Source organism: Aeromonas sp. MaB10011B, from assembly GCF_017939325.1.
GTDB lineage: Bacteria > Pseudomonadota > Gammaproteobacteria > Enterobacterales > Aeromonadaceae > Aeromonas > Aeromonas caviae.
The window spans coordinates 100,319-120,256 of the sequence record NZ_JAGKRK010000008.1 but is presented as its reverse complement, the minus strand read 5'-3'; the positions used below and the strand labels follow the sequence as shown (position 1 = coordinate 120,256).

At 61.8% G+C, this 19,938-nt stretch carries 20 protein-coding genes; 5 read left to right on the top strand and 15 right to left on the bottom strand.

Annotated elements, in window-relative coordinates:
- Position 1: 1 nt before the first annotated feature.
- Complete coding sequence (gene pomA / locus J9893_RS03390; RefSeq protein ID WP_029314770.1) at positions 2-760, bottom strand: flagellar motor protein PomA; 759 nt, start codon at positions 758-760, stop codon at positions 2-4.
- A 234-nt stretch (positions 761-994) separates the two neighbouring features.
- On the opposite strand from pomA, the gene xseB reads away from it, so the two are divergent.
- Genes xseB through dxs form a run of 3 tightly spaced genes read left to right on the top strand, consistent with a single transcriptional unit; the run spans position 995 to position 4,024 of the window.
- Positions 995-1,246 (top strand): exodeoxyribonuclease VII small subunit, encoded by a 252-nt coding sequence (xseB, locus tag J9893_RS03385; protein WP_010675381.1) that lies wholly within the window; start codon positions 995-997, stop codon positions 1,244-1,246.
- Positions 1,247-2,137, top strand: a complete 891-nt coding sequence (gene ispA / locus J9893_RS03380) for a (2E,6E)-farnesyl diphosphate synthase (RefSeq protein WP_143237163.1) — start codon at positions 1,247-1,249, stop codon at positions 2,135-2,137.
- Between the two features lie 21 nt (positions 2,138-2,158).
- Positions 2,159-4,024 (top strand): 1-deoxy-D-xylulose-5-phosphate synthase, encoded by a 1,866-nt coding sequence (gene dxs / locus J9893_RS03375; protein WP_143237162.1) that lies wholly within the window; start codon positions 2,159-2,161, stop codon positions 4,022-4,024.
- A gap of 221 nt (positions 4,025-4,245) precedes the next feature.
- Here the strand turns inward: dxs and J9893_RS03370 are convergent, their stop codons facing one another.
- The 14 genes from J9893_RS03370 to glyA form a co-directional block, all read right to left on the bottom strand.
- Positions 4,246-5,187, bottom strand: coding sequence for an ABC transporter permease (locus tag J9893_RS03370; RefSeq protein ID WP_043153239.1), 942 nt, complete (start codon positions 5,185-5,187; stop codon positions 4,246-4,248).
- Positions 5,188-5,191: 4 nt separating this feature from the next.
- The gene (locus J9893_RS03365; RefSeq protein WP_039040297.1) at positions 5,192-6,166 is read right to left on the bottom strand and encodes an ABC transporter permease; all 975 of its coding nucleotides are present in this window, start codon (positions 6,164-6,166) and stop codon (positions 5,192-5,194) included.
- A gap of 96 nt (positions 6,167-6,262) precedes the next feature.
- Positions 6,263-7,819, bottom strand: coding sequence for an ABC transporter substrate-binding protein (locus tag J9893_RS03360; RefSeq protein WP_010675386.1), 1,557 nt, complete (start codon positions 7,817-7,819; stop codon positions 6,263-6,265).
- A gap of 58 nt (positions 7,820-7,877) precedes the next feature.
- The gene (locus J9893_RS03355) at positions 7,878-9,602 is read right to left on the bottom strand and encodes an ABC transporter ATP-binding protein (RefSeq protein ID WP_010675387.1); all 1,725 of its coding nucleotides are present in this window, start codon (positions 9,600-9,602) and stop codon (positions 7,878-7,880) included.
- Positions 9,603-10,248: 646 nt separating this feature from the next.
- Complete coding sequence (locus J9893_RS03350) at positions 10,249-10,737, bottom strand: phosphatidylglycerophosphatase A (protein ID WP_143237161.1); 489 nt, start codon at positions 10,735-10,737, stop codon at positions 10,249-10,251.
- Positions 10,734-11,693, bottom strand: coding sequence for a thiamine-phosphate kinase (gene thiL, locus J9893_RS03345; protein ID WP_143237160.1), 960 nt, complete (start codon positions 11,691-11,693; stop codon positions 10,734-10,736). Before thiL ends, J9893_RS03350 begins: the two co-directional genes overlap by 4 nt.
- A 57-nt stretch (positions 11,694-11,750) precedes the next feature.
- Positions 11,751-12,164, bottom strand: coding sequence for a transcription antitermination factor NusB (nusB, locus tag J9893_RS03340; protein WP_210600881.1), 414 nt, complete (start codon positions 12,162-12,164; stop codon positions 11,751-11,753).
- A 14-nt stretch (positions 12,165-12,178) separates the two neighbouring features.
- Positions 12,179-12,649: a 6,7-dimethyl-8-ribityllumazine synthase gene (gene ribE, locus J9893_RS03335; RefSeq protein WP_010675391.1), complete on the bottom strand. Its 471-nt coding sequence runs from the start codon at positions 12,647-12,649 to the stop codon at positions 12,179-12,181.
- A 133-nt stretch (positions 12,650-12,782) separates the two neighbouring features.
- Entirely contained in the window at positions 12,783-13,892 is a 1,110-nt protein-coding gene (ribBA, locus tag J9893_RS03330) for a bifunctional 3,4-dihydroxy-2-butanone-4-phosphate synthase/GTP cyclohydrolase II (RefSeq protein WP_143237159.1), read from the bottom strand.
- Positions 13,893-14,029: 137 nt separating this feature from the next.
- Entirely contained in the window at positions 14,030-14,683 is a 654-nt protein-coding gene (locus J9893_RS03325) for a riboflavin synthase (RefSeq protein WP_041212973.1), read from the bottom strand.
- Between the two features lie 55 nt (positions 14,684-14,738).
- Entirely contained in the window at positions 14,739-15,848 is a 1,110-nt protein-coding gene (gene ribD / locus J9893_RS03320) for a bifunctional diaminohydroxyphosphoribosylaminopyrimidine deaminase/5-amino-6-(5-phosphoribosylamino)uracil reductase RibD (RefSeq protein WP_143237158.1), read from the bottom strand.
- 277 nt (positions 15,849-16,125) lie between these two features.
- Positions 16,126-16,575, bottom strand: coding sequence for a transcriptional regulator NrdR (gene nrdR / locus J9893_RS03315; RefSeq protein ID WP_010675395.1), 450 nt, complete (start codon positions 16,573-16,575; stop codon positions 16,126-16,128).
- Positions 16,576-16,709: 134 nt separating this feature from the next.
- Positions 16,710-17,144, bottom strand: a complete 435-nt coding sequence (locus tag J9893_RS03310; protein WP_185975534.1) for a hypothetical protein — start codon at positions 17,142-17,144, stop codon at positions 16,710-16,712.
- 87 nt (positions 17,145-17,231) lie between these two features.
- Positions 17,232-18,485, bottom strand: coding sequence for a serine hydroxymethyltransferase (gene glyA, locus J9893_RS03305; RefSeq protein WP_010675397.1), 1,254 nt, complete (start codon positions 18,483-18,485; stop codon positions 17,232-17,234).
- A 341-nt stretch (positions 18,486-18,826) separates the two neighbouring features.
- Between glyA and J9893_RS03300 the strand changes: the two genes are divergently transcribed.
- Together J9893_RS03300 and torD are read left to right on the top strand one after the other, a co-directional pair.
- On the top strand, positions 18,827-19,114 hold the full coding sequence (locus J9893_RS03300; RefSeq protein ID WP_143237156.1) for a hypothetical protein: 288 nt from the start codon (positions 18,827-18,829) through the stop codon (positions 19,112-19,114).
- Between the two features lie 150 nt (positions 19,115-19,264).
- On the top strand, positions 19,265-19,933 hold the full coding sequence (torD, locus tag J9893_RS03295; protein WP_039040303.1) for a molecular chaperone TorD: 669 nt from the start codon (positions 19,265-19,267) through the stop codon (positions 19,931-19,933).
- The last annotated feature ends 5 nt before the right edge of the window (positions 19,934-19,938 follow it).

Below are 19,938 nucleotides of genomic sequence, written 5' to 3'. Positions count from 1 at the left end.
CCTATTCGGTCCCGTTGTTGCGTTTGGACTGATTCAGGTAGTTCTGCAACATGGCCTGGATCACCCTCGGGTTCTGTCCATCCTGGATCCCCATGATGGCGTCGAGGATCAGGGTGCGGCTCAACTGTTCCTCGCCACTGCGCAGTTCCAGCTTGTCAGCGATGGGGATGGCAATCATGTTGGCCTCGATGGCGCCATACAGGGTCGTCAGCAAGGCCACCGCCATGGCCGGCCCGATGGATTTGGGGTCGCTCATGTTGGCCAGCATGGCCACCAACCCCACCAGGGTACCGATCATGCCCATGGCCGGGCCGAGATCCCCCAGGGAGCGGAACACCTTGATGGCTGTGGCGTGACGCTCGGACGTCAGTTCGATGTCCTTCTCCATCACCGCACGCACTACGTCGGCATCATGACCGTCCACCAGCATGTCGATGCCCTTCTTCATGAAGGTATTGGGGATCTCCGCCGCCTCCAGGGCCAGAAAGCCCCCCTTGCGGGCCGCATCCGCCAGTTCCACCGCCTTGGTGATGAGATCGTCGAGCTTGTCCCCCTTGTACATGAAGGCCTTGCCCGCGACCTTGAAGGCCATCAGAAACTGGCCGAGGTTGAATTTCATCATGCAGATGAACACGGACCCCAGTATGGTGATGTAGACCGATGGCATGTCCACATACATGCTCATGGGGCCGCCCAGCAACATGCCGTACACCACGACCCCGAACCCCAGCACTAAGCCTATCAGACTCCCTAAATCCACATCCCTACTCCTGTCGCCGAACGTGCCGTCTCATTATATTGCGTTGAATTTTCTGCTATTGCGTCCCCGGCAGCAAGCCCGGTACACCGCAATCGCCGATCGGCAATGCGTGGTTGCATACCCGTTCTTATCGGCCAGGGTCAGGATAGTTTGAGGACGCCGCGTTTTTCTGCCTCCCCCCTGTGGCCGGTCGATGTTAAGATGAGCCGTTTTTTTCAATCCCCGAGGATGGACATGGCCAGTAAAAAAATCGACCGTCTGAGTTTTGATGCCACCCTGGAAGAGCTGGAAACCATAGTGCATCAACTCGAACAGGGCTCGCTCCCCCTCGAGGAGGCACTCAAACAATTCGAACAGGGCATCCATCTGGTGCGTGCCGGCCAGCAGAAGCTGGAACAGGCCGAACAGAAGATCCAGATCCTCCTGACCCAGGCCGATGGCAGCGAGCAAGCGGTCCCCTTTCGAGCAGAACAAGGAGAGGAGTGAGTGACCCTGGACGATTTCTCCCGCCTGCATCGGCGCCGCATCGACGACTGCCTCTCGGCACAGCTTGACGCCCTGCCCGCCATGGCGCCACGTCTGCGGGACGCGATGAAATACGGCCTGCTGCTCGGTGGAAAACGGGTGCGCCCCTTCCTGGTCTATGCCGTCGGCGAGATGCTGGGCGTCAAGAGCGAACTGCTGGATGGCCCCGCCGCCGCCGTGGAGTGCATTCACGCATACTCCCTCCTGCACGACGACCTGCCCGCCATGGACGACGACGATCTGCGTCGTGGTCAGCCCACCGTACACAAGGCCTTCGATGAAGGCACAGCCGTCCTAGCGGGCGATGCCCTGCAGACCCTGGCGTTTTCCATTCTGGCCGACCACCCCATGCCCGATACATTGATGGCCAACCGGGTGCGGATGCTGAGTGCCCTGGCCCGCGCGTCCGGCTATCTCGGCATGTGCGGCGGTCAGGCGCTGGATCTGGACGCCGAAGGGCGCCGGATCAGCCTCGCCGAGCTGGAGCAGGTGCACCGCCACAAGACCGGGGCCCTCATCGAGTGCGCCGTGACCCTCGGCGCCCTGTGCAAGGCTGACGTGGAACCCGCCACCCTCACCGCCCTGCAAACCTATGCCGCCGCCATCGGACTCGCCTTCCAGGTGCAGGACGACATCCTCGACATCACGGGCGATACTACCACCCTGGGCAAGCCGCAAGGCTCGGATCTGGCGCTGGAAAAGAGTACCTATCCGGCCCTGCTTGGACTCGACAATGCCCGTGAGCTGGCTCGCGAACTGCATGACAAGGCCTTAACAGCCCTGCAATCCTTGCCCTACAATACCGACATTCTGGAAGCGTTTGCCGATTACATCATCGAGCGAACCCACTAAACGCTGGATAACAGTAACAATATGAGCGTTGATATTAGCGATTTCCCCAACCTGGCCCTCGCGGACACGCCGGTCGATTTGCGATCCCTCCCCTTCGAGCGGCTGCCCGTGGTGTGCAACGAGCTGCGCGAGTATCTGCTGCGCTCGGTGAGCCGCTCCAGCGGCCACTTCGCCTCCGGCCTTGGCACTGTCGAGCTGACGGTTGCCCTGCACTATGTCTACAACACCCCCTTCGATCGGCTGGTGTGGGACGTGGGCCACCAGGCCTATCCCCACAAGATCCTGACCGGACGACGGGAGCGCATTCACACCATTCGCCAGAAAGATGGCCTGCACCCCTTCCCCTGGCGGGAAGAGAGCGAGTACGACGTGCTCAGCGTGGGCCACTCCAGTACCTCCATCGGGGCGGCGCTCGGGATGGCGGTGGCGGCCGAGAGCGAAGGGCTTGGCCGCAAGGTGGTCGCGGTCATCGGTGATGGCGCCATCACCGCCGGCATGGCCTTCGAGGCCCTCAATCACGCCGGCGATGTCCACAAGGACATGCTGGTGGTGCTCAACGACAACGAGATGTCCATCTCCGAGAACGTGGGGGCCCTGAACAATCACCTCGCCAGGCTGATGTCCGGCAAGCTCTACACCACCATTCGCGAGGGGGGCAAGAAGGTGCTGGCGGGGCTGCCGCCGGTCAAGGAGCTCGCCAAGCGGGCCGAGGAGCACCTCAAGGGCATGGTGGTACCGGGCACCCTGTTCGAGGAGTTCGGCTTCAACTACATCGGCCCCATCGACGGTCACGACATTCACGCCCTGGTCGAAACCCTGCGCAACATGCGCAATCTCAAGGGTCCCCAGCTGCTGCACGTCAAGACCAAGAAGGGCAAGGGCTACGAGCCGGCGGAAAAAGATCCCATCGGCTATCACGCCGTCCCCAAATTCAACCCGGATGACTGTGCCCTGCCCAAGAGCGCCGGTGGCAAACCCACCTTCTCCGCCATCTTCGGTCAGTGGCTGTGCGATATCGCCGCCAAGGACGAGCGCGTGGTCGGTATCACCCCCGCCATGCGCGAAGGCTCCGGTCTAGTGAAATTCAGCCAGCAATATCCGGATCGCTACTTCGACGTGGCCATCGCCGAGCAACATGCGGTCACCTTCGCCGCCGGTCTCGCCATCGCCGACCAGAAACCCGTGGTCGCCATCTATTCGAGCTTCCTGCAGCGGGCCTATGACCAGCTTATCCACGACGTGGCGCTGCAGAACCTGCCGGTGCTCTTCGCCATCGACCGGGCCGGTCTGGTGGGGGCCGACGGCCCGACCCATCAGGGGGCGTTCGACATCAGCTTCCTGCGCACCGTGCCCAACATGGTGGTGATGACCCCGTCCGACGAGAACGAGTGCCGCCAGATGCTCTACACCGGCTATCTGTGCAACGGGCCAGCGGCGGTGCGCTACCCCCGTGGCAGCGGCACCGGTATCCAGGCCGAGAGCGAGATGCAGGCCCTGCCCCTCGGCAAAGGACGTGTCGTTCGCGAGGGCAAGGGGACCGCCATCCTGGCGTTCGGCACCCTGCTGCAACAGGCCAGAGCAGCCGCCGAGGCGCTGGATGCCACCCTGGTGGACATGCGCTTCGTCAAACCCATGGACGAGGCGCTGGTGCTCTCCCTGGCCGCCTCCCACGATCAGTTCGTCACCCTCGAGGACAACGCCATCATGGGCGGTGCAGGCTCTGCGGTGAACGAACTGCTGATGGGCAGCAAGCAGTGCAAACCGGTGCTCAACCTCGGCCTGCCGGATCGCTTCATCGAGCAGGGCACCCAGGATGAGATCTACGCCCTGCTGGGGCTGGACAGTGTGGGCATTCAGACCCGCATCGAGAGCTGGCTGCAGGCCTGACAAGGGTTATCGCAAGCAATAAAAAAGGGCGCCTGATGGCGCCCTTTTTTGTTATTCACTGTGCCGGACCAACCCTGTTCACATACTGTCGCGAGAAGGCCGTCAACAAGGTTACAAGCCGCTCAGGAACCGAGACATACGTGAGCACTCCTTGGTTCCACATAAGCGAGCAGCACATGAACCTTGATCACGGCCTCGCAGCCAGTTCGTGGAGAGGTTTATCAGCCCTTGTAGATCTTCGGGTTGAACACATCCCGCAGCCAGTCACCCAGCAGGTTGATCACCAGCACCAGCACCACCAGGCAGAGGCCCGGGAAGGCGGTGATCCACCAGGATCCGGAGAAGATGTAGTTGAAGCCCACGCTGATGAGCGACCCCAGGGACGGTTGATCAACGGGCATCCCCAGACCCAGGAAGGAGAGGGCCGCCTCGCTCATGATGGCGTTCGCCACCTGCACGGTGGAGATGACCAGGATGGGGGACAGGCAGTTCGGCAGAATGTGGCGGAACATGATGCGCGGGGCGCGGAACCCCATCACCTGAGCCGCTTCCACATACTCCTTCTTCTTCTCCGCTAGCACGGAGGCGCGCACCGTCCGGGCATACTGGGGCCACTCGGCGATACCGATGATCACCACCAGCATCAGGATGGCGAACTTCGAGTAGAACTCGGAGCCAAAGGTCGCCTGGAAGATGGCGGAGATGATGATCGCCACCATCATGGTGGAGAACGACAGCTGCACATCGGCAAAGCGCATCAGCAGGTTGTCGATGCGACCACCAAAGTAACCGGCCATCAGACCGATGACGATACCGAGCACCAGCTGCAGCCCCACCGCGAACAGACCAATGGTCAGCGAGATGCGGGCGCCATAAAGGATGGTGCTCCAGATGTCGCGTCCCTGGTTGTCGGTCCCGAGCCAGAAGCGGGCCTCGCCCCCTTCCAGCCAGGAGGGGGGCAGCTCCGCATCCATCAGATCGAAGCTGGTCTGGTCATAGACGTTGTGCGGTGCGATCCAGGGTGCCAGCAGAGCCGCCAGCACGAAGACCACAAACACCGCAAAGCTGAACATGGCTACCTTGTCCCGCAGGAAGTAGTAGACGATGTCGGAATTTTTGAAGCGTGCCCAACGACTCGGGCTCGCAGTCACTGCGTTACTCATGTGCTTACCCCTTGGCGGTCAGGTTGACGGTCGGGTTGATCAACCCGTAGAGCAGGTCGACCAGGGTATTGGTCACCACGAAAATGAGGCCGACGAAGATGACGTAGGCGGTGATCAGCGGCGTATCGACCCGGTGGATCGCCTCAAGGAAGAGGAAGCCGGTCCCCGGCCACTGGAACACGCTCTCGGTCAGGATGGTGTAGGCCACCATGGTCCCGATCTGCACACCGCCCACCGTGATGACCGGCAGCATGGTGTTCTTCAGGGCGTGCTGGTAGTAGACCTTGTTGTTGTCCAGCCCCTTGGCACGGGCAAACTTGACGTACTCGGAGGAGAGCTGCTCCAGCATCTCCGAGCGCACCAGCCGGATGAACAGCGGCAGCATGATGGAGGAGAGGGAGACCGCAGGCAGCACCAGGTGCAGGATACCGTCCCAGGTGAAGAAGCCCGACTCCCAGCCCAGCAGGTTGTAGGTCTCGCCACGGCCATAGGCCGGCAGCCAGCCCAGCTGGATGGAGAAGAGGTACATCAGCATGATGGCGGTCAGGAAGACCGGGATCGATATGCCGATGCTGCTCACCGCCATGATGACCTTGGTGAGGATGCTGCGCGGTCTTATCGCCGAATAAACCCCCAGCGGAATGGAGACCACGACGATGATGAGCGCGGCGGCAAACACCAGCTCAAGGGTAGCCACCAGCTTGTCGAGGATAACCTCGAGGGCTGGTCGCTTGAAGAAATAGGAAGTGCCCAGATCCCCGTGTACCGCGTTCTTCAAGAAGCGGCTGTATTTCACGAGGAAGGGATCATTGAGTCCCATCTTGTCGCGCAGCTCCTGGCGCACGGACTCGGAGACGGATTGTCCCACCAGCTCGCGCAGCGGATCCCCCAGGTTGTCCTGGATGGAGAAGGCGACCAGGCTGATGACGAACATCACTATCACGGCCTGATAGAACCGTTTCAGCAGGAATGTAAACATGCTTGTCCTTCTACGTGGCCTGTGTCTTGGCACAGGCTTCTGTTAATGGCGGGGCAACCATGGGTGCCCCGCCGGGTCCTTCCTTAAACGCTTCGCTTACTTGTTGACCACCAGGTCACCCAGATAAGGGAAGTTCATCACGTTGACCACCGGCTTGATGTCGACGTTCTTCTTGGCACCGTAGGCCAGGTCTTCCCAGTGCAGCGGCACATAGGCAGCGTCGTCGATCAGCATGGCTTCCACCTTCTGCAGGATGGCGGCACGCTTGGCAGGATCGGTCTCGGTGTTGGCTTCCATCACCATCTTGTCAGCTTCCGCGTTGGCATAACCGCCGCAGTTGTACTGACCCATGCCGGTCTTGGCATCCTTGGTGAAGGTCAGGAACTCGAAGAAGTTCGCACTGTCTTCGGTGTCGGAGTGCCAGCCGATCAGCTGCATGTCAGCGGCGCACTTGTCAAACTCCGGCCAGTACTGGGCCACCGGCATGGTCTTCAGATCCACCTTGATGTTGATCTTGGACAGCATGGCGGAGACGGCCTGGGCAATCTTGACGTCGTTGACGTAGCGGGCAGCCGGGGAGATAAAGCTCATCTTGAAGCCCTTCTCGTAACCGGCTTCCTTCATCAGCTCCTTGGCCTTGGCCAGATCATACTGGGGTTTGAGGGCCTCGTTGTAGCCTGCGTAGCCTTTCGGGCTCAGCTGGCCGGCCGGGGTACCGAAGCCTTTGTTGATCTTGTCGACGATGCCCACCTGGTTGATGGCGTAGTTGATCGCCTGACGCACGCGCTTGTCTTTCAGCGCCGGGTTGGTGTTCTGGTTCAGCTCGATGATGATGGCACGGGTACCGGACAGGGTGACCAGCTGGGAATCCTTGCCGTTCTTCACGCGCTCCAGATCGTTCGGGGCAACCGGGTAGATCATGTCCACGTCGCCGCCCAGCAGGGCTGCAACACGGGTGGCGTCTTCCTTGATCGGTACTACGGTCAGGTTCTCGACGTTGCCCTTGGAGGCCTTGTCCCAGTAGTTGGCGTTGCGCACGTATTCCAGCTTCACGCCCTGCTCGCGGAACTTGACGCTGAACGGACCGGTACCGGAGACATTGGTGGAGGCGAAGGAGTCACCGTTCTTCACGATCTCGGCCTTGTCCTTGCCCGCCTCGGTCTTGCCGCTATAGAACTTGGAGTCCATCGGGAAGATGTAGGTGACGGTCTGCAGCACCAGCGGGAACGGCTTGGCGGTGACGAGATCCACGGTGAAATCATCCACCTTCTTGGCTTCGGCGATGGGGTCGAAGATCGCCTTGAAGTCCGGGGAGGCCTTCAGACGGTTGACGGTCCATACCACGTCATCGGCGGTGAAGTCGTTGCCGGAGTGGAACTTCACACCCTTGCGCAGGTGGAAACGGACGGTCTTGTCGTCGATGCGCTCATACTTCTCGGCCAGACGCGGCTCGAACTGCAGATCCTGGGTGTAACGCATCAGGGGGTCGAACACCAGGTGAGACATCTCCAGGGTCTGACCGGAGAGCTGCTCCTGCGGGTCCAGAGAGGTGGCGTCGGACGCGACGGCGACCTTGATGTCGGCAGCAGAAACGTTGAACGCGAGACCAGCGGCGAACAGCGCCATGGCGATCTTGGATAATCCTTTCTTCATGTCTTTCTCCATGCTTTTGGCTTTTTATTGACAGACAAACCGGCGAACCGGTGCTTTCCTAGCTTGCGATTTCCAGCCCCTCGCGGGACATTCCCTTGAATTCCGGCATGAGGGAGATCAGCTTGCGGCTGTACTCATGCTCGGCATTGGTGAACAGTTTCTCGGTCTCGGCCACTTCCACCAGATGACCGTGCTGCATCACACCGATGCGGTCGCACATCTGGCGGATGACCGGCAGATCGTGACTGATGAACAGCATGGTGAGCCCAAGCTCCTGTTGCAAGTCTTTGAGCAGGTTGAGGATCTGGGCCTGCACCGAGACATCCAGCGCCGAGGTGGGCTCGTCGCAGATGAGGAAGCGCGGGCGAGTCGCCAGGGCGCGGGCAATGGAGATGCGCTGGCGCTGGCCACCGGAGAACTCGTGGGGATACTTGACCCCGGCGCCGCGGCCCAGGCCCACGTGATCCAGCAGGTCCCCGACGATCTGCTCTATCTGCCGCTCGCTCTCGGCGAGGCGGTGGAAGCGGATCGGCTCGGCGATGATGTCACGCACCTTCATGCGCGGGTTCATCGAAGAGTACGGGTTCTGGAACACCATCTGCATCTGGCGGCGCAGGGGGCGACGCTCGTGCTCCCCTTTCAGGGCGGTGAGATCGATCCCCTCGAAGACAATCTTGCCAGTATCGGGCGGATAGAGCCCGGTGATGGCACGGGCGATGGTGGATTTGCCGGAGCCCGACTCCCCCACCAGACCGAAAGTCTCACCCTCGAAGATCTCGAAGCTGATGTTGTTGCAGGCGCGCACGTACTGGCGGCGGCTCGGGAAGATGGAATCCTTGGTGACGAACTTCAGATCCACATTCTCCACCCGCAGCAGTGCGCCTTCATAGGTGCGCTCGTCCTGACTCTGGCCGAGCCAGTGGGTCTTGAGATCGATGCTGGTATCCGCCGCACCGGCATCCTCGATATAGGAGACCAGGGGGAAGCGCACCAGCTTCACATCCGAGCGGGGAACCGCCGAGATGAGGCTGCGGGTATAAGGGTGATTGGGGCGGCCCAGCACCTGTTCCGTGGTGCCGAACTCCACCAGATCGCCGCGGTACATCACCGCCACCTTGTCGGTGACGTTGGAGACCACCCCCATGTCATGGGTCACCAGCATACAGCCTACCTGGCGCTCTTTGCACAGGTTGCGGATGAGCTGGAGGATCTGATCCTGGATGGAGACGTCCAGCGCCGTGGTCGGCTCATCGGCGATGATGAGCTCGGGATCCCCGGAGAGGGCGATGGCGATCACCACCCGCTGGCGCATGCCACCGGAGAACTGGTGAGGATACTGCTTGATGCGCACGTCCGGGTTCGGGATCCCCACCGCCCCCATCAGCTCGAGGGCCTTGGCAAAGGCCGCCTCGCGGGACAGGTCGGTGTTGGCGAGGATGGTCTCCACCAGCTGCTGCTCCACGGTGAACAGCGGGTTGAGGGAGGTCATGGGATCCTGGAAGATGAAACCGATGCGCGAGCCGCGAATGGCCCGCATCTCATTCTGGCTCTTGCCGGAGATGAGCTCGCCGTTGAGGTAGATGTCACCACGGGCGATGCGACCGGGCGGGCTCAACAGATCGATGACGGCGTTGCCGATAGTGGATTTGCCAGCGCCGGACTCACCGACGACGCCGACGATCTCGCCCTTTTCAACAGAAAAAGAGAGATCCTTGACCGCGGCAAGCACCCCGTAGCGGGAGGGGTACTCGATCCGCAAGTTTTTGACTTCAAGCAAGGACATGGTTACCTCTGCGGGGGACATCCGTCCCAAATAATTCGTCCGTAAATCAGCCGCAGATGCTGGTTGTGCCTTGGTACTGCTCGAGAGCCGTTGTTGTGTAATTAACGCTCAATCCATGAGGCAGCCAAACCAGCGATCCGGGCGGGTTTTTTGCATTTTTTTGGAATAACCCGCGAGTAAGTTAGTCGGTTTGCCCGCGGGTGTAAATGATCCAGTTATACAATTTCGCAATACTTTGCCCAGAGAATGCCGACACCCTGGGGTTAAAATGTCGATAAAAGTCACATTACCAGAGATTACGCTGGCAATGCGAGACCATCAACCAATTATGTTTCAACAAAATAGCAACAAACCATCTTATTCACTATCAGCGTTATGCTGGCGAGCTTCGAATGAGTAGTGAATATTTATGTGAAATGATTTTTTGACGGCAGCATATCCGGAGTAAGGAAAAATAGGCAGAGCTAAATAGGGACAATGCAGAAGGATCAACCTGGGCCACAGGCCCGCCGGCACGGCAAGCCGGGAGGGATTGCATACAAAAAAACGCAGGCCCCTCAGGGCCTGCGTGTGCGGTATATCCGACCTCTTTGCAAGAGGAGATGAGTGAAAAAACAGCGAGAGGGCGTTCGGGAGCCGCCTCCCCTCACCAGTGGGCAAGCAGTTGCATGCAGGCCAGGGCGAACAGGCCGGCGATGAGATCGTCCAGCATGATGCCAAGCCCGCCGTGAATGCGGCGATCGAACCAGGAGATGGGCCAGGGCTTGAGCACGTCGAACAGGCGAAACAGCACGAAGCCCGCCAGCACCCACTCCCAGCCGGCCGGGGCCGCAATCATGGTGACCCCGAATCCGATGACCTCGTCCCAGACGATAGCCCCGTGATCCGGCATCCCGATGGCGTCGGTGGCGCTCTGGCAGATGCGGATGCCCGCCACGAAACCCACCACCAGCAGGGCGATGAACCAGGAGGTCGGCAGCCCGCTCACCACCAGATAGAGCGGGATGGCTGCCAGGGTCCCCATGGTGCCCGGCGCCTTGGGGGAGAGGCCGGAGCCAAACCCCACCGCCAGAAAGTGGAGCGGGTTTTTAAGGTTCAGCCGCGTCAGCTCGGGCTTTATCTTGAAAGACATCATGCGAAGTGATCCCAGCCCTTGAGGTGCAGTTCGACGGGTTGTTCGTCCTGCAGGTAGTCGATGCCAGGCTCCCCGGCCAGGATGCGACCGATGCGGGTGAACTTCACGCCACAATTGGCCAGCGCCGTGTCCAGGGCGCCGTGATGCTCCTGGGGCACGGTGAAGCAGAGCTCGTAGTCGTCGCCCCCGGCCAGGGCCAGCTGCCAGGCATCCATGGCCGGCACCGCATCCTGCAACACGGGGGAGAGGGGCAGCAGATTGAGATCGATCTGGGCCCGCACGCCGGACGCCTTGAGGATGTGGCCGAGATCCGAGGCCAGGCCGTCGGAGAGATCCAGGGAGCTGCTGGCCAGCCCGCGCAGGGCCTGACCGGCCAGGATGCGGGGATGGGGATGGTCGAGGCGCGGCAGCACGGCCGCCAGCTGGTTCTCGTTGAGGGTGCGCTTGCCCAGCAGGTGGGAGAGCGCCAGGGCGGCATCCCCCAGGGTACCGGTCACGTAGACCCCGTCACCGGCCTTGGCGCCGCTGCGCATCAGGGCGCGACCTGCCGGGACCGATCCTTTCACCGAGACGGTGATGGAGAGGGGCCCGCGGGTCATGTCTCCCCCCACCAGCGCCACGTTGTAGTACTCGGCTAGCTCGAGGAACCCTTCGGCGAAACCGGCGACCCAGCGCTCGTTGATGGCGGGCAGGGTCAGGGCCAGGGAGACCCAGCGCGGCTCGGCACCCATGGCGGCCAGATCGGAGAGATTGACCGCCAGCGCCTTGTAGCCCAGATCCACCGGATCCATGTCGGGGAAGAAGTGCACGCCGCTCACCAGGGTGTCCGTGCTCACCGCCAACTGGGCGTCGGGGGGCAGGGTCAGCAGGGCACAGTCATCTCCAGGGCCCATCACCACGTCCTTGCGGGCGTGGGGGACCTTGAAGTACTTCTCAATCAGCTCAAATTCACCCATACAGTAAAAAGCCAGCAATAAGCTGGCTCCTCTCTTAATTGCTGACGGACAGCAGGATCAGCGCTTGGGCAGCGTCTTGATCACCTTGTCCAGGACGCCGTTGACAAACTTGTGGCTGTCATCGGCGGCGAAGGCTTTGGCCAGCTCGATCGCTTCGTTGATCACCACGCGCGGCGGCACATCTTCACGACGGGTCAGCTCGTAGGTCGCCAGACGCAGGATCGCCTTGTCCACCATGTCCACTTCTTCCAGCGGACGGGAGAGGAAAGGCGCGAACACCTTGTCCAGCTCGTTGCAGTGGACCGCAACCCCGAACAGCATATCGCGGAAATAGTTCAGGTCCACACCCTTGGTGTCCTGATCGATCTTGAACTGCTCTTCGATGTCGCCCACGTTGGCCTGGGTCATCTGCCACTGGTAGATGGCCTGGGTGGCGCAATGGCGGGCCTTACGGCGCTCGGACGGTTTCAATGCATTTCTCCTCGTTACACGTCCAGTTGTTTCAGGACGTTGATCATTTCGAGCGCGCTCAGTGCAGCCTCTGCACCCTTGTTACCCGCCTTGGTACCGGCGCGTTCGATGGCTTGTTCAATGTTTTCGGTGGTCAGCACGCCGAAGGCAACGGGAATGTCGTATTCCATCATTACCTGGGCCAGACCCTTGCCGTTCTCGCTCGCTACCAGTTCGAAGTGGTAGGTACCGCCGCGGATGACGGTGCCGAGTGCGACGATGGCGTCGTATTGACCGCTCTTGGCCAGCTTCTTGGCCGCCAGGGGAATTTCGACGGCCCCCGGTACGCGCACCAGGGTCAGATTGCTCTCCTGGACCTGACCTTGACGCTTCAGCACGTCCAGCGCGCCGTTCACCAGGCTGTCATTGATGAAGCTGTTGAAACGGGCAACGACAATAGCAACACGCGCCTCGGGAGCGGCGATATTTCCTTCGATAATCTTCATTGGAAATCCTGTCTCTGTGCAATCAATTAGGGGCCGGGCTCAAAAGTGCACGCATTCTAGCACAACAGAGCCGCGACAAAAAACCATGGCCGCAACGGGCGGCCATGGTGATGAATTCAACCATACGCAGCGCTTACTCGCCGACGTACTCCACCACTTCCAGACCAAAGCCACCGAGGGCATGGTACTTCTTGGGGGAGCTCAACAGGCGCATCTTGCCGACCCCCAGCGCCTTGAGGATCTGGGAGCCGACGCCGACCCGGCGCGAGGTGCCCTGCCACTTGGCCCCTTCCGGTGCCAGCCCCTTGTCGGCGGCTTCAAAACCCTTGACCCTGGCCAGCAGCTCGGCGCCATGGGCTTCCACCCCCAGGATCACCAGCACCCCGCCCTCGTCGGCGATGCGGGCCATGGATTTGGGCAGCGGCCAGCTGCGAGCGCTGTGGCGGTCGGTGAGCAGCAGATCGCTCAGCACGTCGTGCAGGTGCACCCGTACCAGGGTCGGCTGGTCGGCCTTCACGTCCCCTTTCTTCAGGGCGAAGTGCACCTGGTTGTCGATGGTGTCGCGGAAGGTGACGAGGTCGAACTCGCCGTATTCGGTGGGCAACTTGCACTCGGCCACCTTCTCTACCGTGGTCTCGTGCTGGTTGCGGTATTCGATAAGGTCGGCGATGGTGCCGAGCTTGATGCCGTGCTCCTCGGCGAAGATCTCGAGATCCGGGCGTCGGGCCATGGTGCCGTCTTCGTTGAGAATCTCGACGATGACGGAGGCTGGCTCGAAGCCGGCCAGCCGGGCCAGATCACAGCCCGCTTCGGTGTGGCCGGCGCGGGTCAGCACACCGCCATCCTGCGCCATCAGCGGGAAGATGTGGCCGGGCTGCACCAGATCGGCGGCCTTGGCATGGGGCGCCACCGCGGCCTGCACGGTGACGGCGCGGTCGGCGGCGGAGATGCCGGTGGTCACCCCTTCCGCCGCCTCGATGGAGACGGTGAAGGCGGTGGAGAACTGGGCATTGTTGCGATCAACCATCAGCGGCAGCGCCAGCTGCTTGCAGCGATCCCGGGTCAGGGTCAGGCAGATGAGGCCTCGACCGTAGCGCGCCATGAAGTTGATGTCTTCCGGGCGGACACAGGAGGCGGCCATGATCAGGTCCCCTTCGTTCTCCCTGTCTTCGTCATCCATCAGGATCACCATCTTGCCAGCCTTGATATCGGCAATGATTTCCTGGGTCGTGCTCAGCGCCATGGGCTACTCCATCAACATGCTTGGGGATTGAGCCAGTCGGCTCGACTTGATACTGCGTATTGTGCTCTAGATGGGGGCACGCGGCCCCGTTTCAATCCGCGCGGGATCACAGAACCGCGTTTTCCCGTCAAAACGGCTCACAAGAATCCGGACTGGGCCAGCTTCTCCAGGGTCAGGGTAGAGGCACTGCTCTGCTCGCGCTTGCCCGTCATCAGCCGTTCCAGATAGCGGGCTATCTGGTCCACCTCGAGGTTGACCCGGTAGCCGGGTTTCCAGCGGGCGATGGTGGTCTCCTGGGCGGTGTGGGGCACTATGGTCAGCCGGAACAGATCCCCCTGAACCGCATTGACGGTGAGGCTGATGCCATCCACTGCAATGGAGCCCTTCTCGGCGATGTAGCGGGAGAGCTCCCCCGGCGCCTTGATCCAGTATTCGATGGCGCGGCCGCTGGACGATTTGCTCTTCACCTCGCCGATGCCGTCCACGTGGCCGGAGACCAGGTGGCCGCCGAGGCGGGAAGTGGGCATCAACGCCTTCTCGAGGTTGACCGGATCCCCCACCTTGGCGGCAGAAAAACCGGTGCGGGAGAGGGTCTCCAAGGAGACGTCGGCGGTATAGCTGTGATCCCCGAGCGCCACCACGGTGAGGCAGACGCCGTTGGTGGCGATGGAGTCGCCCAGCTTGACGTCACTGAAGTCCAGGGTCGGCGCGTGCACGGTGAGGGCCATGTCCTCCCCCTGGCGACGCAGCTCGGCCAGGGTTCCCACCGCTTCGATAATTCCGGTAAACATGCAGATCACCTTGCTGATGACGGGGGCGACGGATGCCCCCGTGAACATTGAAAAATCAGGCTATTTTCGCAGTGATGCGAATATCCTGGCCAAGCATGCGCACATCCTTGAGGTTGAGTTTGGGGGCCTGGAACAGCCGGGTCAGCCCCGGCAGATGGAACAGGCCGCGCCCCTCATCCCCCATCAGTTTGGGCGCCTGATAGAGCACCAGCTCGTCCACCAGCCCCTTCTCCAGCAGGGCGCCGCACAGCCGTGGCCCCGCCTCCACCAGTACCGAGTTGACGTTCTGTTTGGCCAGCAGCATGAAGAGGCTGACCAGATCCAGCTTGCCATCCAGCAGCGGCACCTCCAGCTGCTGCACCCAGGCGGGCCACTCACCGGATGCCTTGTGGCGGGCCAGCAGTACCGGGCTCTCGCTCTGGAACAGGGGCAGATCCGGGGTGAGCCGGTTTTGCGAATCCACGATGACCCGCAGCGGCTGGCGCAGGGTCTCTTTGGGATAGCCCGCCTTGACCGAGGGGGGCAGCTCGTCCCAGCGCACGGTGAGGGAGGCACCATCCGCCAGCACGGTTTCGGCGCTGGAGAGGACCGCATCGTGACGTGCCCGCAGCCGCTGCACGTCCCGGCGCGCCTCCGGAGAGGTGATCCACTGGCTCTCGCCACTCGCCATGGCGGTGCGACCATCCAGGCTCGCCCCCAGCTTGACCGTCACCAGCGGAAACGCGGTGCGCATCCGCTTGAAGAAACCGGGGTTGAGGGCCTCGGCTTCCGCGGCCAGCAGGCCGAAATCGGTCTTGATCCCCGCCTCGGAGAGCATCCGCAGGCCACGCCCGCCCACCTGGGGATTGGGATCCACCATGGCGGCGACCACCCGGGTCACCCCGGCCTTGATGAGCGCCTCGGCGCAGGGGGGCGTGCGACCATGATGGGAGCAGGGCTCCAGGGTCACATAGGCGGTGGCACCGCGGGCCTCTTCCCCTGCCGCGTGCAGAGCATAGACCTCGGCATGGGGCTCACCGGCCCGCTTGTGCCAGCCCCCCCCCACCACAACGCCGGCCTTCACCAGCACGGCGCCCACGCAGGGGTTGGGAGCCGTGGTGTAACGGCCGCGCCGGGCCAGTTCGAGGGCCCGGCTCATCCATTGGTAATCGTCTTGACTAAACATCCGGGCTCCTGTGTCCAGCAACCTGTCCCCCGTGGCACGGCCATCCGATGGGACAAGAAAATAGGGTGTACGCGCTTGCCGCACGCCTTCTCGGGCAGATCGGCCATGGCATCTGACGCCATGGCGACGGGCACACACATCGCAGGATGCGGCCGCACGCCCTCATACTTTTTCACCAGTGCAACGATGCGCTATCTGGATGTCTCACTGGTGTAACAACTGGCGCTGCCGCAACGGCAGGCCCTCTCTTATTCACATAGGGAGCGACAGGCCGGCGTTACTTCTCCAGCTTGGCGATCTCTTCCCCGAATTCGCGAATGTCTTCAAAGCTGCGGTAGACGGAGGCAAAGCGGATGTAGGCCACCTTGTCCAGGCTCTTGAGCTCATCCATCACCAGATTGCCCACCAATTGGGAGGCGACTTCACGCTCGCCGGTGGCCCGCAGGCGGGACTTGATGTGGTTGACCGCCTTCTCGATGGCCTCCATGCTCACCGGCCGCTTCTCCAGCGCCCGCAGAATGCCGGCCCGCAGCTTGTCTTCGTTGAAGGGCTCGCGGGAGCCGTTGGACTTGATGACGCGGGGCATGACCAGTTCGGCCATTTCGAAGGTGGTAAAACGCTCGTGACAGAGCAGGCATTCGCGACGGCGGCGCACCTGATGGCCCTCGGCCACCAGACGGGAATCGATCACCTTGGTATCAACGGCACTACAGAAAGGGCAATGCATCTGACCTCCGGCGTGGATGAAAATGGGCGCAGGCCCCGGGGGCTGGCGCTAGGCCGGCCAGTGTAACACGGCCATCCAGAGCCGGTAAAAGCCCATGAAAACAAGGGACAACCTGCCAGGCCTTCGGGCAGGACTCAGTCGTCATAGGGCAACGCCTCGGGGTCGCAATCCAGGTAATCGGGCTCAGGATCCACAGCAAAACGACGCGCCTCGATATGGCTGTGGCCCAGCATCAGCGCCTTGCCTACCCGGTGCATGCCATCCATCACCCGACCGGCGCTGTCCAGCAGGATGGGATAGGCGAGATCCGCCGCCATCATGAGCTGGCAATGCGCCACCACGCTGCGCACCGTGGGCGTGGCGTCGCCATGGCCGTACCAATGGTCGCGGTCAAGCTCGGCAATCTCGCCGAGTGCCACCGCCTGCACCGGCAGGTTGCGGCTCAGCCGAATCAAGCGGCGCACATCCCAGGCCAGCAGCCCCTGTTCGCTGGTGCGAAAGTGGTACTGGGCGCGAACCGTCTGCCGCAGTGACGCCTCCAGCGCGTCCTCTTCCATGTCATTGCACATGGTCACCTCTGTCTCATCTTGCCAGACGCTGCAAAAAACAATGCCACCCGAGGGTGGCATTGGTCTTCAACCTGAAGGTCAGGCTGATTATGCGTAGACCGGGAAGCGGCGGCAGATGTCCAGCACCTTCTCGCGCACGGTCGCCAGCACTTCTTCGTTGTCGTGGCTGTCCAGCACGTCGCAGATCCAGTTGGCCAACTGGATGGACTCGGCTTCCTTGAAGCCGCGGCGGGTGATGGCCGGGGTGCCGATACGCACGCCGGAGGTCACGAACGGAGAACGCGGGTCGTTCGGTACGGAGTTCTTGTTGACGGTGATGTTGGCCTTGCCGAGGGCTGCGTCGGCATCTTTGCCGGTCAGCTCGCGACCGATCAGGTCAACCAGCATCAGATGGTTGTCGGTACCGCCGGAGACGATCTTGTAGCCGCGCTCGATAAAGGTCGCCGCCATGGCCTTGGCGTTCTTCACGACCTGGGCCTGGTAGGTCTTGAACTCGGGCTCCAGCGCTTCCTTGAAGGCCACGGCCTTGCCGGCGATGACGTGCATCAGCGGGCCGCCCTGACCACCTGGGAAGACGGCGGAGTTCAGCTTCTTGTACAGATCTTCGTCGTCGGCGGCGGAGAGGATCAGACCACCGCGCGGACCGGCCAGGGTCTTGTGAGTGGTGGAGGTGACCACGTGAGCATGGGGCACCGGGTTCGGGTAGACGCCGGCGGCAATCAGACCGGCCACGTGGGCCATGTCCACGAACAGGTAAGCACCGATCTTGTCGGCGATTTCGCGCATGCGGGCCCAGTCGACGATGCCGGAGTAGGCGGAGAAGCCGCCGATCATCATCTTCGGCTTGTGCTCAACGGCCAGGCGCTCCATCTCGTCGTAGTCGATCTTGCCGGACTCGTCGATGCCGTAGGGGATGATGTTGTACAGCTTGCCGGAGAAGTTGACGGGGGAGCCGTGGGTCAGGTGACCGCCGTGGGCCAGGTTCATGCCGAGCACGGTGTCGCCCGGTTGCAGCAGGGCCATGTAGACGGCGCTGTTGGCCTGGGAGCCGGAGTGCGGCTGCACGTTGGCGTAGGTGGCACCGAACAGCTCTTTGGCGCGCTCGATGGCCAGGGTTTCAACCACATCCACATACTCGCAACCGCCGTAGTAACGCTTGGCCGGGTAGCCTTCGGCGTACTTGTTGGTCAACTGGGAGCCCTGGGCTTCCATGACGCGGGGGCTGGTGTAGTTCTCGGACGCAATCAGCTCGATGTGCTCTTCCTGACGACGGGTCTCGTCTGTGATGGCCTGCCACAGCTCTGGATCATAGCCGGCGATGGTCATGTCACGTTTCAACATCCGTTTATCTCCTGAAAATCGTTTGCGCGATAGGTGAAGTGGGCCCGCGCATTGTAACGTGAGCTGGATCAAAGAGACAGTCCAACCACCCAAAAAATTGTTTATAAAATGTAAAATACGTCGCAAATTTCGAATCCCGCCCCCTGGCTTCGCTCATCCCCCCGGCCTCCCCACACCAGCAATCCGGCTCCAGCCATCGTCCCCGCTTCCCGGGCAAGGCGATGAAAACCAGAGCCAGATCATGGATATAGCATTTACTAACAGATAACATCTTTAGGCCATGGGACATCTGCACGAGCGGGTGTCGCTTCCTGCCATCCCGGAACACAAGGGGAAACGCCATGATGGATCATCTGATGCTGTTCGTGATTGTCGCGGTCTTCGCTCTCTTCTACTGGGTCTACTACACCGCCAGCCGCAAGGGTGCCTGCACCGCCAACTGGGAGACACTTCCCACCCGGGAGCAGTACCTGGCGGCCCACCCCGGCACCGCCGACGGGGATCTCATTTTCTGCATCCATTGCGGTCATCATCAGCAGCGGGAAGTCGGCCTGGTGCACCAGATGGATTACCGCCGCCAGCACATCTGCCCCCGTTGCAAGCAGGTGCTCTATCGCGTCGAGGAGTAGGTCGGCCTCCTCGTCGCCCACGGTGATCCCGCGAATGCGACCCCCTCTCCTGGCGCTATCCGGTCAAAAGGCCCCATGAGTTTCCTTTATTTTTAAAGTCGTTAGAATCGGGGGCCATCAAGGCTCCCGATTGTCATCCACGGAGGAAAAATGCAGGAATTCATGGCGACCAGCGAACGCCGGGCCGAGCTTTACTGGTGGTTTTCCACCCTGTTTGCTGCCGAACTCAGTGATGCACAGATCGCTGAATACGACACCTATGACGTGCGCAGCTTCTTGAAGAGCCTCTCTACTCTCGACCCCATGCGCGAAGCCGTGGCCGAGCTCAACGATGCCATCGCCCGCCTGCTGGTGCGCCCCGAGCGCCAGACGGCCCTGGCCGCCGACTTCGCCGGCCTGTTCCTGAGCGCTCCCGGGCAGGGTGCCCTGCCCTACGAATCCCTCTACCGGGGCGAAGGCAAGCAGCTGATGCAGGCCCCCATGACCGAGATGCAGGCACGCCTCGATCGCCTCGGCATCAACGTCAGCGACAAGTACAATGAGCCTGCCGATCATCTGGCCATCGAGCTGGATCTGATGGGCAGCCTCATCATCCGCGCCGCCGAGTCGACCACCGCCGACCAGCGCGAGGCGTGGCTTGGCGAGCAGGAGTCCCTGCTGCACGGTCACCTGCTGGGCTGGTTCGAGCGCTTCGAGCAGGCCTGCAGGGCCGCCGACACGTTTGGCTTCTACGGTGCCAGTGCCCGCCTGCTGGGGGTGTTCCTCAAGATGGACGCCAACTACCTCTCCCTGGTCAAACCGGCACCGTCCGCCGACTGAGCCCG